This is a genomic window from Prevotella veroralis (genome assembly GCF_018127765.1).
GTDB classification, from domain to species: Bacteria; Bacteroidota; Bacteroidia; order Bacteroidales; family Bacteroidaceae; genus Prevotella; species Prevotella veroralis.
On record NZ_CP072330.1, the window covers coordinates 1,739,021 to 1,757,505 of the forward strand.

The 18,485-nt window shown below is 41.7% G+C and carries 17 protein-coding genes; 7 read left to right on the top strand and 10 right to left on the bottom strand.

Annotation, left to right across the window (positions count from 1 at the left end):
• Positions 1 to 2 precede the first annotated feature (2 nt).
• Positions 3 to 599 (top strand): RloB domain-containing protein, encoded by a 597-nt coding sequence (locus J5A55_RS07390; RefSeq protein ID WP_004382840.1) that lies wholly within the window; start codon positions 3 to 5, stop codon positions 597 to 599.
• A gap of 94 nt (positions 600 to 693) precedes the next feature.
• On the opposite strand, the gene recO is transcribed toward J5A55_RS07390, so the two are convergent.
• The gene (gene recO / locus J5A55_RS07395; protein ID WP_004382841.1) at positions 694 to 1,419 is read right to left on the bottom strand and encodes a DNA repair protein RecO; all 726 of its coding nucleotides are present in this window, start codon (positions 1,417 to 1,419) and stop codon (positions 694 to 696) included.
• Positions 1,420 to 1,625: 206 nt separating this feature from the next.
• Here recO and rpsT point away from each other — a divergent pair, with 206 nt between their 5' ends.
• From rpsT to J5A55_RS07415, 4 genes are all read left to right on the top strand, one after another.
• Positions 1,626 to 1,880 (top strand): 30S ribosomal protein S20, encoded by a 255-nt coding sequence (rpsT, locus tag J5A55_RS07400; protein WP_004382842.1) that lies wholly within the window; start codon positions 1,626 to 1,628, stop codon positions 1,878 to 1,880.
• Between the two features lie 181 nt (positions 1,881 to 2,061).
• Positions 2,062 to 4,035 (top strand): DNA topoisomerase (ATP-hydrolyzing) subunit B, encoded by a 1,974-nt coding sequence (gyrB, locus tag J5A55_RS07405; RefSeq protein WP_004382843.1) that lies wholly within the window; start codon positions 2,062 to 2,064, stop codon positions 4,033 to 4,035.
• 86 nt (positions 4,036 to 4,121) lie between these two features.
• Positions 4,122 to 6,536 carry a glycoside hydrolase family 95 protein gene (locus tag J5A55_RS07410; RefSeq protein WP_004382844.1) on the top strand — a complete coding sequence of 805 codons (2,415 nt, stop codon included), beginning with the start codon at positions 4,122 to 4,124 and terminating at the stop codon, positions 6,534 to 6,536.
• Between the two features lie 12 nt (positions 6,537 to 6,548).
• Positions 6,549 to 7,433: a helix-turn-helix domain-containing protein gene (locus J5A55_RS07415; RefSeq protein ID WP_004382845.1), complete on the top strand. Its 885-nt coding sequence runs from the start codon at positions 6,549 to 6,551 to the stop codon at positions 7,431 to 7,433.
• Between the two features lie 82 nt (positions 7,434 to 7,515).
• Here the strand turns inward: J5A55_RS07415 and J5A55_RS07420 are convergent, their stop codons facing one another.
• The 5 genes from J5A55_RS07420 to J5A55_RS07440 all read right to left on the bottom strand — a co-directional run bounded on the left by J5A55_RS07420 (position 7,516) and on the right by J5A55_RS07440 (position 11,679).
• Entirely contained in the window at positions 7,516 to 8,112 is a 597-nt protein-coding gene (locus J5A55_RS07420; RefSeq protein WP_004382846.1) for a DUF3109 family protein, read from the bottom strand.
• A 44-nt stretch (positions 8,113 to 8,156) separates the two neighbouring features.
• Positions 8,157 to 8,822: a uracil-DNA glycosylase gene (ung, locus tag J5A55_RS07425; protein ID WP_004382847.1), complete on the bottom strand. Its 666-nt coding sequence runs from the start codon at positions 8,820 to 8,822 to the stop codon at positions 8,157 to 8,159.
• A 92-nt stretch (positions 8,823 to 8,914) separates the two neighbouring features.
• The gene (locus J5A55_RS07430; protein ID WP_004382848.1) at positions 8,915 to 9,319 is read right to left on the bottom strand and encodes a hypothetical protein; all 405 of its coding nucleotides are present in this window, start codon (positions 9,317 to 9,319) and stop codon (positions 8,915 to 8,917) included.
• Positions 9,320 to 9,465: 146 nt separating this feature from the next.
• Positions 9,466 to 10,983 carry a 2,3-bisphosphoglycerate-independent phosphoglycerate mutase gene (gpmI, locus tag J5A55_RS07435; protein ID WP_039851267.1) on the bottom strand — a complete coding sequence of 506 codons (1,518 nt, stop codon included), beginning with the start codon at positions 10,981 to 10,983 and terminating at the stop codon, positions 9,466 to 9,468.
• Between the two features lie 240 nt (positions 10,984 to 11,223).
• Complete coding sequence (locus tag J5A55_RS07440; RefSeq protein ID WP_249118598.1) at positions 11,224 to 11,679, bottom strand: energy transducer TonB; 456 nt, start codon at positions 11,677 to 11,679, stop codon at positions 11,224 to 11,226.
• A 962-nt stretch (positions 11,680 to 12,641) separates the two neighbouring features.
• Between J5A55_RS07440 and J5A55_RS07445 the strand changes: the two genes are divergently transcribed.
• Positions 12,642 to 13,793, top strand: coding sequence for a YfgM family protein (locus J5A55_RS07445; RefSeq protein ID WP_004382854.1), 1,152 nt, complete (start codon positions 12,642 to 12,644; stop codon positions 13,791 to 13,793).
• Between the two features lie 3 nt (positions 13,794 to 13,796).
• On the opposite strand, the gene J5A55_RS07450 is transcribed toward J5A55_RS07445, so the two are convergent.
• The 3 genes from J5A55_RS07450 to J5A55_RS07460 are packed head-to-tail and all read right to left on the bottom strand — an operon-like array spanning position 13,797 to position 16,624.
• Positions 13,797 to 14,993 (bottom strand): SGNH/GDSL hydrolase family protein, encoded by a 1,197-nt coding sequence (locus J5A55_RS07450; RefSeq protein WP_004382855.1) that lies wholly within the window; start codon positions 14,991 to 14,993, stop codon positions 13,797 to 13,799.
• Positions 14,994 to 15,050: 57 nt separating this feature from the next.
• A complete protein-coding gene (locus tag J5A55_RS07455) occupies positions 15,051 to 16,004 on the bottom strand; it encodes a helix-turn-helix transcriptional regulator (RefSeq protein WP_004382856.1) in 954 nt (317 codons plus the stop codon).
• A 17-nt stretch (positions 16,005 to 16,021) separates the two neighbouring features.
• Positions 16,022 to 16,624, bottom strand: a complete 603-nt coding sequence (locus J5A55_RS07460; protein ID WP_004382857.1) for a ribonuclease HII — start codon at positions 16,622 to 16,624, stop codon at positions 16,022 to 16,024.
• A gap of 171 nt (positions 16,625 to 16,795) precedes the next feature.
• On the opposite strand from J5A55_RS07460, the gene J5A55_RS07465 reads away from it, so the two are divergent.
• The gene (locus J5A55_RS07465) at positions 16,796 to 17,077 is read left to right on the top strand and encodes a hypothetical protein (RefSeq protein WP_004382859.1); all 282 of its coding nucleotides are present in this window, start codon (positions 16,796 to 16,798) and stop codon (positions 17,075 to 17,077) included.
• 141 nt (positions 17,078 to 17,218) lie between these two features.
• Here J5A55_RS07465 and J5A55_RS07470 read toward each other — a convergent pair whose 3' ends face one another.
• Positions 17,219 to 18,436: an aminotransferase class V-fold PLP-dependent enzyme gene (locus J5A55_RS07470; protein WP_004382860.1), complete on the bottom strand. Its 1,218-nt coding sequence runs from the start codon at positions 18,434 to 18,436 to the stop codon at positions 17,219 to 17,221.
• Between the last annotated feature and the right edge of the window lie 49 nt (positions 18,437 to 18,485).

The window sequence follows — 18,485 nt, forward strand, 5'->3', positions numbered from 1 at the left end:
TTATGGGGAAATTAGTAGATGCTATTATGATTTTAGGCGAAGGTCCTACTGAAAGTTTCTATATGAATTCTCTTCGAGATGACTATCCGGCGCAGTTAAGAAATATAGAACCAAAGATGCCCAAGCATAGTAGTCTTTCAGAATTGGATAAGAAAATAGAAGATGGTATATCTGAAGGATACTCAAAGATTTTCTGTATAATTGACATGGACAACAAGAAAAGTGGGACAGAAAAGAAAGCGTATCAGAAGTTAAAAGCTAAGTACAGAAATCCCATTGTAAAGAAGTCATCGGGCATAAATTGTGAAGTAAGATTCTTTGAGACTGAGAGGTGTACGGAGTTATTCTTCCTCTATTATTTTCAATATACAACAAAGGAGTTTCTCTCTTCTGATGAGCTTGTAAGGGAATTGGAAAAGAAGTGCGGTTACAAGAAAGATTTGCATTTTTTCAAAAAAGGATTGCATAAACAGTTTAAAGATAAAGGAGGTTCTTTGCAAGCAGCTATATCAAACGCAAATATTTCGTGTCGGGATTTAATTCGTGATTATACATATTCAGAACTTGGGAAGATGCTTACGGAGCTATCTGTTACATGATTTAGGACGTTTTCACTTCTCTTTTGGAGATTACAAAATTACAGATTACAAATTACATTAAGGTACACGCAGGGTGCGGAGAGCATGAAGCATATCAATCAAAAAGATCACTCAACACTTGAAGACTATTTAAGTCGGGCATATTCGGCACATGAATACGATAGTAACGCAGGATCAGATTGGCAATTCGATTCCTATCTACACGTGAAAGGCGGAAAAGATGCATATTCTCATAATCCATTCTAATCAGTTGATGAATGGCAGTGGCTTCTGCTGGGAGAAGGTAATCGGTATGAAGAGGAATACTATGAGTAAACGACGCGGTGCGTAAGTCAAAGCATACCCCATCATGGTAAGCCTCTAAATTAGGAAAGAAACCTATAAACCGACTTAGACGCATCATAAATACAAGATGGAAATTGGCGTAACTACGCGCTGCACCATCCAACCATTGCAAACTAGTACACACATAATTGTAAAGCTGAAGGTTCTGCTGCTCACTTCGTGTAACATGATATAAGAACTCAGAAAGGAATAGCAAGATAGCCGATTTGATGGGATCAAAAGGAATAGAAGCGTATGGATAAAGAATACGAACCTCTTTTATATGCTGTAAGGAAGTGCGCGGACGATAATCAAACTCCAACTCTAACAAAGTTAAAGGCTGAAAATACTGTTTCTTTATCTTTCCTTTGGCTGTCTTGGCTATGCGTGTTATGAATGAAATACGCCCTTCTTGTTCGGTGAACATATCTATAATGAGCGATGCTTCACCAAACTTCATACTACGCAAAACTATGGCTTTTGACTTTAAAATCATATAATTTCTTGTGCAAAAGTACAAAAAGACAACATTATAAGGAAATTTATCCGAGAAAAGTTTGGTTGGTTCGAATAAATGGAGTACCTTTGCACCCGCAATTCGACATGGTCCCTTCGTCTATCGGTTAGGACGAGAGATTTTCATTCTCTAAAGAGCAGTTCGACTCTGCTAGGGACTACAAGTAAAATAAAAGAAGAACAAAGATGGCAAATCACAAATCATCATTGAAAAGAATACGTCAGGACAAAGTAAGGACGTTGCACAATAGATATTACGCAAAGACAATGCGTAATGCTGTTCGTAAGTTGCGTAATATGACGGACAAGGAAGAGGCTGTAAAACTCTATCCTGTTGTGCAGAAGATGTTGGATAAGTTGGCAAAGACTAACATTATTCACAAGAACAAGGCAGCTAATCTTAAGTCTGCTCTCTGCAAGCACGTTGCTGCTTTAGGATAAAGAAAATTCTGTCATAGTTGAAACAAATAATAAGGTCGTAATCCAGAGGGATTACGACCTTTTCGTTATTAACCAATTTAGCGTTTTTACTACATCTTCTTAAATGTTTTTAGCAAGTTTTTATTTCCCCATCTAAAGGAAAAATAGTATCTTTGCATACTATAAGAACAATCTAATAAAAATGGCAGAAAATCAAGAAAACGAGAATAATTACTCCGCCAGTAACATCCAAGTGTTAGAGGGATTAGAGGCTGTACGTAAGCGTCCAGCCATGTATATTGGCGACATCAGCGAGAAAGGTCTTCACCACCTGATTAATGAGACTGTCGATAACTCTATCGATGAAGCGATGGCTGGCTACTGTCAGAATATCGAAGTAACTATCAACGAGGATAACTCCATCACGGTTGAAGATGATGGTCGTGGTATCCCTGTTGACGAACATAAGAAACTTCACAAGAGTGCCCTTGAAGTTGTTATGACTGTGCTACACGCTGGCGGTAAGTTCGACAAGGGTTCTTATAAGGTCAGCGGTGGTCTACATGGTGTGGGTGTAAGTTGTGTTAACGCCCTTTCCACACACATGATGTCACAGGTGTATCGTGATGGAAAGATTTATCAGCAGGAGTATGAGAAAGGAAAGCCACTCTATCCTGTAAAGGTTGTAGGCGAAACCCAGAAGACAGGTACACGTCAACAATTTTGGCCAGACCCAACGATCTTCACAACAACAGTCTATCAGTGGGACATCGTTGCACGCCGTATGCGTGAGTTAGCTTATCTAAATGCAGGTATTAAGATTACGCTCACTGACCTGCGTCCAGACCCAGAGACGGGCAAGACTCGCACAGAGGTTTTCCATGCTAAGGATGGTTTAAAGGAGTTTGTCCGTTATGTTGATCGTCATCGTCAGCACCTTTTCGATGATGTTATCTATCTCAAGACAGAGAAGCAAAACATCCCTATTGAGGTGGCTGTGATGTATAACACTGATTATACGGAGAACATCCATTCATACGTTAACAATATCAACACCATAGAAGGCGGTACTCACTTACAGGGTTTCCGTGCTGCTTTGACCCGTACACTAAAGTCATACGCTGACAATGACCCACAAATATCTAAGCAAATTGAAAAGGCTAAGATAGAGATAGCAGGTGAGGATTTCCGTGAAGGATTGACAGCCGTTATCGCTATAAAGGTGGCAGAACCACAATTTGAAGGTCAGACAAAAACGAAATTAGGAAATTCCGAAGTAGCAGGTGCAGTACAACAAGCAGTTGGCGAGGCACTCTCTGATTACCTGGAGGAGCACCCTAACGAGGCTAAGATGATATGCAACAAGGTTATCTTAGCTGCTACAGCACGTGTAGCAGCACGCAAGGCACGTGAGAGCGTACAGCGTAAGAACGTGATGAGTGGTGGCGGTCTGCCTGGTAAGCTAGCCGATTGTTCCAACAAAGATCCCAAGGATTGCGAGATATTCCTTGTAGAGGGCGATTCTGCAGGTGGTTCTGCAAAGCAGGGTCGTGATCGTTACACACAAGCCATTTTGCCACTCCGTGGTAAGATTCTGAATGTTGAGAAAGTTCAACGACACCGCGTATTCGAGGCAGAATCAGTTATGAATATCATTCAATCGATTGGTGTTCGATTTGGAGTAGAGAATGAAGGTGACTTCGAAGCCAATACTGATAAGCTCCGTTACGATAAGATTATCATCATGACCGATGCCGATGTCGATGGTTCACACATCGACACGCTGATTATGACGCTATTCTATCGTTATATGCCGAAGGTTATCGAGCAAGGTCATTTGTATATTGCTACCCCACCTCTCTATAAGTGTACTTACAAGAAGGTAAGCGAATATTGCTACACCGAACAGCAGCGACAAGCTTTCCTGGACAAATATGGTAATGGAGTAGAAGATGGTAAAACCATCCATACACAACGTTATAAAGGTCTTGGTGAGATGAATCCTGAGCAACTTTGGGAAACAACAATGGATCCAAAGACACGCCTATTGAAGCAAGTAACGATAGAGAACGCTGCGGATGCTGATGAAATCTTCTCAATGCTGATGGGAGATGATGTCGAGCCACGTAGAGAGTTTATTGAGAAGAATGCAACTTACGCTAATATCGATGCATAAGTCATTATAAACAATAAATAAATATTACTCCCCTCCTCATGAGATAAGGAGGGGAGTCTTTCTTTTACCCAATAACAACCTAAACAATGAAACGAATCATATTCTGTATATCCTTATTAGCAATTTTTGTCAGTGTCAAGGCACAACAACCGGCAATGCGATTATGGTATAACCAACCTGCTCATTTCTTTGAAGAGAGTATTCCCTTAGGTAATGGCAAGTTAGGTGCATTGGTTTATGGTGGTACTCAAAAGGACACAATCTACCTGAATGATATCACTTATTGGACAGGAAAACCTGTTGATCCAAATGAAGGATTGGGTAAAGCTAAATGGATTCCAGAGATAAGAAAGGCTCTATTTGCAGAGAATTATCGCACTGCTGACTCCTTACAACACTTTGTTCAAGGCGAACAATCTGCCTCTTATCAACCTCTAGGAACATTGAATATCATTAATCTAAACACGGGGGCAGTCTCTAATTATTATAGAGAACTGAATCTAGATAGTGCGTTGGCTCATATAAGCTACCAACAGAATGGTATTCAATTCACACGTGAATATTTCGCAACGCATCGTGATAGTCTTATTGCCATACACATTAAAGCTAATCAAGCAGGAGCCATAAACCTCCACATCCAACTAACGGCACAGACTCCGCATAAGGTTAAAGCAACGAATAATCAGTTGACAATGACGGGGCATACAACAGGTTCAGAAACAGAGAGCGTACACGCTTGCACGATCGTAAGATTATTACCTCAAGGTGGAAAGGTTATAGCTTCTGATAGCACGCTCACACTAACCAATGCTGATAATGCCACCATATACATTGTCAATGCCACGAGTTTTAATGGTTTCGACAAGCATCCCGTCAAGGATGGGGCAAGCTATATAGACAATGCTGTCAATGCTGCTTGGCACACACAAAACTTCACATATAGTGAATTCAAAGACCGACATATAAAGGAATATCAGCAGATTTATAATCGCATTAAATTACAATTAGGAAATAAGGAATATACGAACAATCTACCAACGGATCAACTCCTGCGTCGCTATTCATCATCAACAGCACCGCTCCCAGAGGCTGCACAACGCTATTTGGAGACTCTCTATTTCCAATTTGGACGCTATCTCCTGCTCTCTTGTTCACGTACTCCAAATATCCCTGCCAATCTTCAAGGATTATGGACACCGCACCTATTCTCACCATGGCGTGGAAATTACACGATGAACATTAACCTCGAAGAGAATTACTGGCCTGCCGATCCAGCTAATATGTCAGAAACTATCCAACCGCTGATTGGCTTTGTCAAAGGTTTGTCGGCAACTGGTAAGCACACTGCACGCAACTTCTATGGCATAAATGAGGGCTGGTGTGCTGCTCATAATAGCGACCCTTGGTGCAAGACTTCTCCCGTTGGAGAAGGAAAGGAAAGTCCCGAATGGGCTAACTGGAACCTCGGTGGTGCCTGGTTGGTCAATGCACTTTGGGATCATTACCTATATTCACAAGACAAGCAGTTACTTCAAAACACCATATACCCACTTATGGAAGGCTCTAGCAAGTTCTTCCAACAATGGTTGGTTACCAATCCCAACAAACCAAACGAACTGATTACAGCGCCTAGTACTAGCCCTGAGAACGAATATGTAACAGATAAGGGTTACCACGGAACAACCTGTTATGGTGGTACGGCTGACCTAGCCATTATTCGAGAATTATTCATGAATATGCAGCAAGCACGTAAGTCTCTTGGTTTGAAGCCTGACAAAGAGATGGATGATAAACTGCATCGCTTGCATCCTTATACTGTAGGTTCTCAAGGCGACTTAAACGAATGGTATTACGATTGGAAGGACTATGATATACATCACAGGCACCAGTCGCACCTAATAGGATTATATCCAGGTATGCACTTACAGGCGCTAGCTAAGCAAACGAAAGATTCTACAATCTTAGCCGCAGCACACCAAACACTCATTCAGAAAGGCGATGAGAGTACAGGATGGAGCACTGGATGGAGAATCAATCTATGGGCACGATTGGGTGATGGGAACCATGCTTACAAGATTTACCAAAACCTTCTTTCATACGTCTCACCCGAAGGGTATCGTGGGAAGGATGCCGTGCATCATGGTGGAACCTACCCTAACCTCTTCGATGCTCACCCACCTTTCCAAATTGATGGAAACTTCGGTGGTACTGCTGGAGTGTGTGAAATGCTGGTGCAAAGTTCGGTTGATATGACGGCAAAGAAGCCTGTTTACAACATCCACCTCCTCCCCGCTCTACCCGATGCGTGGGCGAATGGAGAGATAAAAGGTATAAGAACACGCGGCGGTTTAACCATCGACATGAAGTGGGAAAACAAACTTGTAACGTCTTTACAAATAAAAGCCGTTACAGATGTAGACGTCAACATCACTTATAATAATAAGTCTTCAAGAATGAAACTAAGGCAAGGCGGGATTATTAAGTTCTCATCTTGTAAATAAAAATAAGGTGTCATGAGTAATCAAATAAAGCTAGCTGAGGTCAACGTAGCTCATGCAAAATACGTTTACCCAGCGGGGAAATACATAGACAATGACCTGATATTGTTCGAAGATATGGCAAAAGTGCCCCTCCCTTCGAGATCTTCTCGCATGAAAAGTCTATTTCTAGCACTCTGTACTGACGGTAAAGCGCAATACACAGTAGATACTCATAAGCATGAAGTAAGCGAAGGAGATGTCATTATCATTAGTGAAGGACAAGTTGTCGGAGACTATCAGCTATCCCCAGACTGCAAAGGTATAGCCATTCTTTTGTCGTATAATTTCTTCAACAACATTGTTAGTGGCATCCATGAATTGTCTGCTCTCTTCCTCTTCGCACGTACACATCCTGTCTTTCATTTAGATAAGCATCAAACGAAGGAACTGGAGAATTATATCTGCCATATCAAAGAGAAAATCATAGATACCCAACATCGTTTCCGCAAGGAACTTGTGATGACAATGCTAAAAGCTCTCATTTACGACATGAGTAACATTATCTATCAATTCCAACAACTGGAAACAGAGGGGCAAACACGTGCAGAAGTAATCTTTAGAGACTTCATTCAAATGGTTGAAAAGAACTTCCGACATGAGCGTCGTGTCAGTTGGTATGCTAAGAATCTATGTATTACTTCGAAGTATCTATCCGAGACGATTCGAACAATCAGTAAACGAACACCCAGCGATTGGATTGATTCGTATGTAGTACGTGAGCTTTGTGTCATGCTGAAAAATAGCACGATGAGCATAAAGGAAATAGCCGACGAACTTCATTTCGCTAATCAAAGCTTTATGGGAAAATACTTCAAAGAGCATGTAGGAATGAGCCCTTCATTGTTTAGGAAGAGTTGACAAGTGTACAAGTTAATAAGTTGACGAGTTAATACTGGTATCGTCAGGGAAATTACCTAATACAAGTAATAGGTTTACTTGTCTACTTTTCACTTGTCAACTGCTGTGCAACATCACATAACTCATCATACCATTCAGCTCCAAAACGCCGTGTAAGTGGCTCTTTTAGGAACCTATAAAGGGGAAGATTCAGTTCTTCTCCTTTCTTTCGAGCATCTGCACAGATCTTCCAATGGTGATAATTGATACCACAAGTACCATTCTCAAACTCCTTCACACGGATAGGATATAGCGAACAGGAGATAGGTTTCACAAATTCAATATCCCCTTTTCGATACGAACGTTCCAATGCACAGAGGCAACATCCCTTATCGTAACAGGTGAAAACACAATCCTTTCCACCGACAATACTCGTCACTAAGTCGCCTTCCACATCCGTATAAGCGACGCCTTGCTTATCTATAACGGCTTGAGCTGATGCTGACAAATCTCCCCAAACAGTATCTAACACATTCTCAATAGCCATTGTCTCATCCAGAGTCACTGGTGCTCCAGCATCGCCATCTATACAACATTGACCATGACACTTATCTAAATCACAACAGAACTTGACGTTTATGATATCAGGAGAAACTAAGACGTTTCCCACCATGAATATATGTTCGTATGTATTACCCATCAACTTATTCTTACCTTAAATCATTACATCTACAGCCTTCCCAACTACCATTTTATGGGTTCAATAGCATGCTCTTTTAAGTATTGGTTACAACGGGAGAACTGGTGTTGACCAAACCATCCACCTCTATTAGCTGATAAAGGAGAGGGATGAACACTCTCCAAAACAAAGTGTTTATGCGTGTCGATCAACGCTTTCTTACTACGAGCAAAACTTCCCCAAAGCATAAATACCAGATGTTCCCGCCCATCACTAAGAGCTTTAATAGCCGCATCCGTGAACGCGCCCCACCCTAATCCTTGATGACTATTAGCCATGTGCGCACGAACAGTTAACGTAGCATTCAATAAGAGAACGCCCTGCTCTTCCCAACGAGTTAAGTCACCAGAAGTCTTTACAGGAATGCCTAAGTCGCTTTCAATCTCCTTATATATATTCACCAAAGAAGGTGGAAGTCGCACACCATCAGGTACTGAGAAACTCAAACCCATTGCTTGTCCGGGTTCATGATAAGGGTCTTGTCCAAGGATAACAACCTTAACCTTATCGAAAGGACAGAGGTCAAAAGCATTAAAAATCAGCTTACCTGGAGGATAACACGCATAATGTTTATACTCCAGCTTCACTTGTTCGCTCAGTTGTTGGAAGTAAGGTTTCTCAAACTCACCACCGAGTTTTACCCCCCACGAGGGTTCTATCTTTACTTGCATAGCTTTAACTCTTTGCCTGCAAAAGTACTACAAAGTTCTGATATAACAAAAAGTCGTGCCTTTCGACACGACTTCCTTATATACAAACGGAATTAGTTCTTCTTTGCCTTTAATTGCTTCTTGAGAGCTTTCTTAGCTTTTCTAGACTTCTCCCAAGCCTTAACTTTAGCTTTATCCTTACGATAAGTCTTCTTGATGTTCTGCTTTACTTTCTTAACATCAGAGCTTAACTTCTTTTCATCAGCCTTCAACTTCTTAGCAGCAACTTGCTCTGCATGCTTTACATCTGCACCAACTTTCTTAGCATCCGTGCTAACCTTTGTCACTGCAGTCTTCTCTGCATGCTTCACATCTGCACCTGCTTTCTTAGCAAGAGTATCCACACGCTGTATCAAAGTTTCGTGCTTCTTTGTTGTATTTGCACTCTGTGCTTGTGCATTTAGAGCACCAAAACCAGCCATTACTACCAATGACAACGCTACTTTACGTATATCCATAATCCTTTTTCTTTTATGAGTTAAACTTCTAATACCTATTCTTTAGTGGTTATAAGAACCCTCTGGACGCAAAGGTATAAAAAATAAATCCCAAAGAGTAAAATATGTCTTTGGGATTTAAATATTTCAGTTTAATTAATAATTAACTAATCTGTTATAAGGTTCTCACCGGTCATATCTGCTGGTTGCTCAAGCCCCATAATATGTAAAATAGATGGAGCTACATCAGCCAAACGACCATCCTTCACTGTTGCAGAGTTATTATCAGTAACGTAAATGAATGGTACTGGATTTAGTGAATGGGCTGTATTGGGCGTGCCATCAGGGTTAATTGCGTTATCAGCATTACCATGGTCTGCAATAATGATAGCCTCATAATCGTTAGCCTTAGCAGCCTCGATAACCTCCTTTACACAATGATCAACCGCCCAAACAGCCTTTGCGATGGCATGATAAACACCTGTATGACCGACCATATCACCATTAGCAAAGTTCACAACAATGAAGTCGTACTCCTGTGTATTGATAGCACCAACAAGCTTATCCTTCACTTCGAAGGCACTCATCTCAGGCTTTAAGTCGTAGGTTGCAACCTTTGGAGAAGGTACGAGAATACGATCTTCACCCTCATAAGGCTGTTCTCTACCACCATTGAAGAAGAAGGTTACGTGCGCATACTTCTCTGTCTCGGCCGTATGAAGCTGACGCTTACCAAGGCGACTGAGGTATTCTCCTAACGTATCCATCACATTCTCCTTAGGGAAGAGTACATGTACACCCTTGAAGTTAGCATCGTATGGTGTCATACAATAGTACTGCAAGTCCTTGATTGTATGCATACCTTCCTCTGGCATATCCTGCTGTGTCAACACTTGTGTCAACTCTTTAGCACGGTCGTTACGGAAGTTTATGAAGATAACAACATCACCTTCCTGGATAGTTCCATCTACAGAAGAGTTATTGATAGGCTTGATAAACTCGTCAGTAACGTCTGCTGCATAGCTATCTTCAACCGCTTTCACCATGTCAGTAGCCTGAACTCCCTTGCCCTCAACGAGTAGATCGTATGCTTCCTTCACACGATTCCAACGCTTATCACGATCCATTGCATAGAAACGACCCACAATTGAAGCGACATGAGCACCGTTGCTGTCACACACCTTTTGAATGTCTGCGATAAAACCAGCACCACTCTTTGGGTCTGTATCACGACCATCCATAAAACAATGAACGTACACGTCCTTTAGATTATACTCCTTTCCTATCTCAATGAGTTTGAATAGGTGATCTAAAGAAGAGTGTACACCACCAGTTGAAGTAAGCCCCATCAAGTGTAGTTTCTTACCTGTTTTCTGTGCATAACTATATGCTTCAACAATACCAGGGTTCTTTAGGATGTCACCAGTCTGGCATGCCTTGTTAATCTTAACCAAGTCTTGATAAACGATACGACCGGCACCTATATTCAAGTGACCTACCTCCGAGTTACCCATCTGACCATCAGGAAGACCTACATCTTCACCTGATGCCTGCAACTGAGAGTGTGCACTAACAGCGTTCAAGTAGTCTAAGTAAGGTGTAGGAGTATTATAAATCACATCACCTTTACCATGCTTTCCGTTACCCCAACCATCGAGGATCATCAATAAAGCTTTCTTTGCCATAATTTTACCTTTATATTTTACACTATTATCTACGTCTTGCAAAGATAGTGCCAACGATAACCAAGAGTACACATACCCAATTTGTCAATCGCTGTCTATCTTTTGCAAAGATACTATAAAAGTCTAAGATGATAGCATAAAGCCTACTGATTTTTGATCTCCAATCGATGAATTAAAACAGGTTTAACAATGTTCTTTAATACGACTAAACATTATCATCCAGCTTCAAAAACAACACCTTTACATTCGGAAACCAACGGGTATATAAAGAGGCATACCTTTCTTAGGCTTTGAAGTCCACTTCCATTTAGGCATTAACTTGGCTACACGCAGTGCTTCTTCATCTAAAATAGGGTAAACGGAACGCACTACTTTGAAATTACTGCATGTCCCGTCAACATCTACAAAGAACCCAATAATAACACGACCTTGTACACACATATTTGCAAGAATAGGTGGATAACGCAGGTTCTTAGCGATGAATTCTGGTAAATCACCAGGAAAGAAAGGTCTCGGACCGAGCTCACAAACAAAGTTCTTAGTACTATCCTTCTTCTCTGTTAGCACTTGTTTACAGGTATCAACTTTGTTTGTATCACTCTTCGCAGGCTTTATCTTGTCTAAAAACTCCTGCGAAGGATCTGCACACATATAACGCCATGTAGGTCCAGAAGGGGCATTTTTCTTCGGTTTCATCGTTCTTTTACGATGCTGGGCAGTAGCATTTCCAATCATAAGAAAGCTGATTAAAAACGCAAAAAACAACTTCTTCATCATAATCTTACTGTTTTAAATATCCTTATTCATTATTTCTTTAATTCTTTTCAAGCCCCAACGAAGCAGAAGAAGAAGTGCTAAAAGTAGGTACAGACACCCTCGTCTGGAAACCCGAACCGCCTTACATCTTTGTGAAATACGTCCTCTTATGCGGACAGACGAGGGCGTCTGTCCCTACTTGTGGCGTATTATAGACTGCAAAAAAACTATCACTAACTAACTTCCGTTAGGCGCTCCTCCCCTTAGGGGAGGCTGGGAGGGGTTCCAGACGAGGGCGTCTGTCCCTACTTGCAGCACGACATCCCCTCGGACTAATAACTCGTTTACTTGTCTACTCATATACTCGTTTACTATCTACTCCTATACTCGTCCACTCTACCTAATCATAATTTTGAATTATGAACTATGAATTTTGAATTAAAGGAAAGCCTCTTCTCCATTCAAAGAGAGCCTCTCTTCACATCAAGGAAACGCCCTTCTCACATCGAAGAAAGCACCTCTTCTTTTTTCTAAAGCAATATCTTGGAAATCAAGCTATTGTATTCTAACTATCTTCCGATAGGCTACATCCACTTTTTGGAGGTGTTTGGAGAGGTCTCCGAAACCTTTTCTATTCAAAACCCGCACCAGTGCTTAAACGCAATCACACCGCTGCGGGTTTATGAAATGCAGATGACAATCATTGGAACTAATCGTCAATGCAAAGGTAAGAAGCATTCTTCTTCAATGCAATAGCACTCTTGTTGTTGACACAAAGATAAGAAAAAGACACCTAATTTACAACTACTTACAAGATGCAACAACCACACTTTGACACAAAATAACCATTCCCAATCTTAGCAAACTTGCCATTTCCACATTAATTATCTACCTTTGTACACATGAAGAAAAGGTTTCTTTTATGGTTTATCAGCCTTTTGTCGTTGTTATCATGCAGCCAAAGGAAGCTCCCGCATTATCCTGCAACGGATGACGGGATTACCCAAATGCGCCTTGACAGTGCTGCAATCTATACGAAAAGACATGATTTACACAAGGCAATGTACCAACTGAAAGCTGCAGAAAAGCGCCTTTTCAACGTTACGGAAGACTCTCTAAAGTTTCTCACTTACTATCGCATTGCTCAAATCAACGCACAAGATGGAGCGTACAAACTGGCTTTAGATTACTTGAAACATGCTGCTCGACATGCTAATGACGTGAAACGAAGCCACAGGATGGCGGATATTGACATAGAGAAAGCCTTTGTTTACAACCAAATGGGTAAACGGGATTCTGCTCTTAACTGCTTGCTAAAGGCGGAAAAGTACAAACCTCGAATCCGAAAAGACCAAGAGAAGCGCATAGAAGAGATGCGTCAACGCATCAAGAAGCATCAGATTGTCGCCATATCACCGGGCAAAGACGTTGAAATAGTACAACTGCAAGACCTCTACGAGGTAGCCTTAGCACAGCGCAAAGCACTCGAGTTGAAACTTTACATTGCTTATCTTCTCCTTGCACTCATCCTTGTTTCCATTGGAATTACGATATGGTTTCGTCGCCGGATGCGCCAACAACTTCGGTTCTATCGCCTACAACAACAGGAGACAGAGCATAATATCCAACTAACATTACGTCGAAAAGATGCCACGATAGATGAGATGAAGGCAGAAATAGATAACAAACTTGATGAACTCAACCAACTTCGGGATTCTATCAAAGCTCATAGTAAAAATATAAAAACGTCCGATTCCATCGAACAAATTAAACTCGGAATCGACACCTTATATACCATCTTGAAAGGAGGGAACTTATCACAGATGGGCAAAAGAGAGCAACAAGCCCTCAATATGATTATGCCCAACTATGATTACGAACTGTCTTATATCCTCAACAACCCACGCTTTGCACTCACACCTAAGGAGTGTTTCTATTACGTAATGGAGCATTATGGGATAGAAGATGAGCTAAAAGCACAAGCATTCTGCTGTACTTCGCAAGCTATAAGATCGATTAAGAGTAGGCTAAGAAAGAAACTGGAGCAAGGTTGATAACTACATCAAGAACCTTGCCGCGTACTCTCCCATCTGCTTATAACCTGCTGGATTAGGATGCAACCAATCACCAATTTGCCACTCACGGCGTAATTGTTCAGGGGCAGAAGGGTCACGCATAAGGGCATCAAAATCTATGAATCCATCGATTTCATGCGTTGTTCGAATCCATGAATTAACTATTTTACGTGCCTTCTCACGCTCTTCTGTGAAATAACCACGGCATCCACGGAATGGAGTTATCGTACCCATATAAACCTTCAAACCACGTTGACGAGCCTTCTTTATCATCACTTGATAGGCCTCAACGAGCTTTCGTGCGGTCTCATCAGGGTTGGTTGAGGTTCCAATATCATTAATGGCTTCAAAGATGATAACGGCTCGCAAGCCTCTTTGGGCAAGTATATCACGATCGAATCGTTCCTTTCCCGGTGCACCCAAACCTACTGACAAGATGCGGTTGTTACCAATTCCTAAATTCAAGATACCCGTCTTTCCCACCTTAAAGAGATTGAAACCTGCACCATTATTCAGCGCAGCTGAAAGGAAATCGGGCCAACGATCTTGAGCATTGGTAGTGCTTCCCTTTCCATCAGTAATACTATTACCAAGGATGGCTATACTCGATGCTGTCGCATCAAGAACATCGATAGCTGAGATATTAAACCAATGATCTTCCTTAAAAGCTGTTGTAAAGTCTGTGTAAGAATTAGTCACTCCACGAAGTATATAAGAGGTGGTGCGTGACCCCATGTGAACGGTTGGTTCCTTCGGAGCCTTTAGGTAGTTAATAGTGATGGAAACGCGCTCCAAGGGTTGTAACTTAAACTTCAAAGCATCTGAAAAGACGGCTTTTCCTGCAGGAATAACCACCTGACGCTTCTTACCAAACTGTAGATACTTCGCAGAGGTCTTGTATATCTCTGGTCCATTTCCTGCTTTTGCGATATAGACACTCGTAATCTCTACGGGTTCAGAAGAGAGTTCGTTGCTAAGCTGCAAACGAATAACATTACCTCCGATACTCACTTTCACCACCTGACGAACAGATCGATTGGTCATCTGATTGTTGTAAGGCATGAATGATTTATCTACTGTTTGGGGCGCACAAGCCCATGTTCCCACCCAATGAGGCTGCTGGGCTTGGATGGTCAGGGCGATGAATAATAATAAAACTAATAAAATCTTACGTGTCATATTATGACTGTTTTAAATCCTGAATACCTGTTATTATCGATTTAATCGAGTATTTCCTCACTTTGAATCTTTCGATTTACTCTTATCCTGCACTTCCTTTTCTGAAAGAGAGAAATTAAGGGCGAGGCTTTCGATCTCACCTCTCATATATTCTTTAAAACCATCTCCTTCTATAATCCGAATATCCTTAAAGAGTCCAAGGACAAATCGACCGAGCCCGCGATAATCGCATACTTCAATATCAAGAAGCCACGAATCATCTGATTTTTGTACCAGTAAGTAGGCTCCTTGAGGGTACTCTTCGATGAAAAGATTATGTGATAACTGCCCAAGGAGTAACTTAACGCGATGCTGAACTTCTCCACTAAACATGAAGATATCAGTGAATATCTTCCGATGTAGGTTCTCATGCAACCACGAAGCATCAAGTTCTTCAACACTCCCCATGCGCGATAACTTGAAAGTCTTGTTCTCTCCTGACAGCAACTCATAGCATCTTACATCCTCATTGTTATGCAGAAGGAGAAAAGGCTCAACTATTCTGTCCTTGACAGTATGGCTATGTGGACTGGAATAGTCTAATAGTTTCACCATGTGTTTTCGCTCCATTGCCTTCTTCAAAACCTTTAGATTGGACTCCATCTGTCGATGAATTGGGGAATTAGTAACGATTGAGAAGTTGTAAGCATTCTCCATTCTCTGCCGGAGTTGATTGACCATTACGCTGTCATTACCAGCCATCATCAACAGACTATGGATAGTCTTTACATCCGTATCACTCAATTGAATACTCTGAAAGAGTTGTACAAAGAAGGGGGAGCGACGGTCGATATGATAACAACCTTCATGCTTGAATACGATAAAACCCGCATGTTTGATGAAGTCGAGTAGGTAATAGAGATTGCGACGGGACAAGTCCATGCGTTCACATAGGTCTTGCACCGAATAGTTACTACCATTCGATAAGAGAATGATAAGTTCTAACTGCTTCTTTAGTTTATCAAATCTCATGATGAAGGTACGTTATTTTAGAAATCAAATGATAATTGTTCATCTCCTAAGAGATTGTAACTTTTGCGATGAAATGGCGTTATTCCGTATTGACGGATGGCCTCCCGGTGCTTCTTAGTGGGGTATCCCATATTCGACTGCCAGTCATATTGGGGGTATTTCTCAGCCAGTGAGAGCATGTAATCATCGCGATATGTCTTGGCAAGGATGGATGCAGCGGCTATAGAAAGATACTTTCCATCACCCTTTACGATGGTGGTAAAGGGTAAATCTTGATAGGGAGTGAAGCGGTTACCATCAACGATAATGGCTTCGGGACGCATCTTGAGTTGATCTAAAGCACGATGCATGGCAAGGAAGGACGCGTTGAGAATGTTTATCTTGTCTATCTCTTCGGGTGTAACAATACCCACAGCCCATGCGATGGCATCATGTTCAATGATCTTGCGAAGAGCATATCGCTTTTTAGCTGACAACTTCTTGGAATCGTTCAGTAGGTCGTTTTTGTAGTTAGTAGGCAAGATGACTGCCGCAGCATACACACTTCCAGCAAGGCATCCTCTACCTGCTTCATCGCAGCCAGCCTCTATCAACCCTTCATAATAATGACTTTTCAACATGAATAGCACGTCTTAATAGTTAAAGAACCTTTCATTTTAAGTGTATATAACAAATGTTTTTAAGCGAATGAACATCCTTTGCACATATCAATCTTACTTTTGCAAATGTAAACCAAAGATGGTTCTTACACCTTATATATTATATATAGCAACAAACTAAAGCAAAACGATATGAAAAAAGAAATGACTTTCACCGAGCAGAACACATCCTACAACGACCTAAGTCGATTTTTCAAAGATGTAAATGTGTGGTTACATGCTCCTGCAGAATGGCTTCGCAATTATTATAGTGCTATCCTTGAGCGGGAGGTGAGCAGCCAACAAGCAACGTACATAACGCAAACTCAAATTGCATTCGTTCTATCAGCATTCCCCATAATGTCGTCTATCTGGCTGCATATTATCGCTATCTTATGGTTTATAAGAAGCCTGTGGATGTGCAAGAGAGGATAAACTTTGAATACAGAAATAGAGATTTTGTCCCTTATGACACCTATCCTTATTCGTCTTCATACATACAATGAATAACGAAAGGATGTTTAGTTGGAGGCAATGTCTCTATTTTCTATATCATAAATAGAACGCACGTAAATACTAAAACATCATTACCACTCGCTTTAATCCTGCTACTAAAGCATCGACCTCTTCACATGTATTGTACAATCCGAAGGATGCCCTCACTGTGCCAAGGACGCCCAAACGATCCATCAAAGGCTGTGCGCAATGATGACCAGTGCGTACCGCAATGCCGAGTTGATCGAGGAGAGTACCTAAATCCATGTGATGGATATCACCAACGTTGAAGCTAATAACAGCGTCTCCAGCGTCTTGGTGATGTCCATAAATGTGCATTCCATCAATCTCACGGAGCCTCTGAAGGGCGTAGTGGGTAAGTTCCTGTTCGTGTTGAAAGATGTTATCCATCCCCAAAGAGGATACATAATCAAGAGCTTTAGCAAGTCCGTGAGTAGCTATATAGTCGGGGGTTCCAGCCTCAAACTTCAATGGTGGACGTTCAAAGGTGGTCTTCCCAAAGCTGACATGTTCTATCATCTCGCCACCACCTTGGTAAGGTGGCATCTTATCGAGCCACTTCTCTTTACCATAAAGAACGCCTACACCCGTAGGACCATAGACCTTATGCCCACTGAAAGCAAGGAAGTCACAATCTAAGTCTTGCACATCAACAGCGAAATGAGGTATGCTCTGCGCACCATCAACCATAACGGGTACATCGCATTCATGGGCTATTCGGATCATTTCCTTTACAGGATTAATGGTTCCGAGGACGTTACTTACCTGCGTTACACTGACCAATTTCGTGCGTTTCGAGAAGAGTTTCTCGTAAGCATGTAGGTCGAGAACTCCCTCATCGGTCATCGGAATAACCTTAAGAACAATCCCTTTGCGCTGTTCTTGTAACTGCCAAGGAACGATGTTAGAGTGGTGTTCCATGACTGAAACAATCACCTCATCGCCCTCTCGCATACAACCTTCAGTGAAACTGGAGGCAACGAGATTCAAACTCTCTGTCGTTCCACGTGTGAAGACAACCTCTGTAGTGGAACGAGCATTAATGAACTTCTTTACTGTTCCGCGTGCAGCTTCGTGTAGATCGGTTGCCTGTTGCGACATCCAGTGTACTCCACGATGCACATTTGCATTCACATTAAGATACTCTTCACGCATAGCATCCAGTACACAGAGTGGTTTCTGTGTGGTAGCACCATTATCAAAGTAAACCAGCGGCTTGCCATAGACGGTGCGAGAGAGTATCGGGAAGTCTTCCCTAACTTTATTAATATCGTACATAAAGATACTCGGAAACCCACCCCCAACCCTCCCGAAGGGAGGGGAGATA

Coding starts and splice junctions, on each gene's coding strand:
- ung (WP_004382847.1), bottom strand. CDS start 8,822: ATGCAAGTAAAGATAGAACCCTCGTGGGGGGTAAAACTCGGTGGTGAG.
- J5A55_RS07470 (WP_004382860.1), bottom strand. CDS start 18,436: ATGTACGATATTAATAAAGTTAGGGAAGACTTCCCGATACTCTCTCGC.
- J5A55_RS07415 (WP_004382845.1), top strand. CDS start 6,549: ATGAGTAATCAAATAAAGCTAGCTGAGGTCAACGTAGCTCATGCAAAA.
- recO (WP_004382841.1), bottom strand. CDS start 1,419: ATGATTTTAAAGTCAAAAGCCATAGTTTTGCGTAGTATGAAGTTTGGT.
- J5A55_RS07440 (WP_249118598.1), bottom strand. CDS start 11,679: ATGAAACCGAAGAAAAATGCCCCTTCTGGACCTACATGGCGTTATATG.
- J5A55_RS07460 (WP_004382857.1), bottom strand. CDS start 16,624: ATGTTGAAAAGTCATTATTATGAAGGGTTGATAGAGGCTGGCTGCGAT.
- J5A55_RS07420 (WP_004382846.1), bottom strand. CDS start 8,112: ATGGGTAATACATACGAACATATATTCATGGTGGGAAACGTCTTAGTT.
- J5A55_RS07465 (WP_004382859.1), top strand. CDS start 16,796: ATGAAAAAAGAAATGACTTTCACCGAGCAGAACACATCCTACAACGAC.
- gpmI (WP_039851267.1), bottom strand. CDS start 10,983: ATGGCAAAGAAAGCTTTATTGATGATCCTCGATGGTTGGGGTAACGGA.
- J5A55_RS07390 (WP_004382840.1), top strand. CDS start 3: ATGGGGAAATTAGTAGATGCTATTATGATTTTAGGCGAAGGTCCTACT.
- rpsT (WP_004382842.1), top strand. CDS start 1,626: ATGGCAAATCACAAATCATCATTGAAAAGAATACGTCAGGACAAAGTA.
- gyrB (WP_004382843.1), top strand. CDS start 2,062: ATGGCAGAAAATCAAGAAAACGAGAATAATTACTCCGCCAGTAACATC.
- J5A55_RS07445 (WP_004382854.1), top strand. CDS start 12,642: ATGAAGAAAAGGTTTCTTTTATGGTTTATCAGCCTTTTGTCGTTGTTA.
- J5A55_RS07455 (WP_004382856.1), bottom strand. CDS start 16,004: ATGAGATTTGATAAACTAAAGAAGCAGTTAGAACTTATCATTCTCTTA.
- J5A55_RS07410 (WP_004382844.1), top strand. CDS start 4,122: ATGAAACGAATCATATTCTGTATATCCTTATTAGCAATTTTTGTCAGT.
- J5A55_RS07450 (WP_004382855.1), bottom strand. CDS start 14,993: ATGACACGTAAGATTTTATTAGTTTTATTATTATTCATCGCCCTGACC.
- J5A55_RS07430 (WP_004382848.1), bottom strand. CDS start 9,319: ATGGATATACGTAAAGTAGCGTTGTCATTGGTAGTAATGGCTGGTTTT.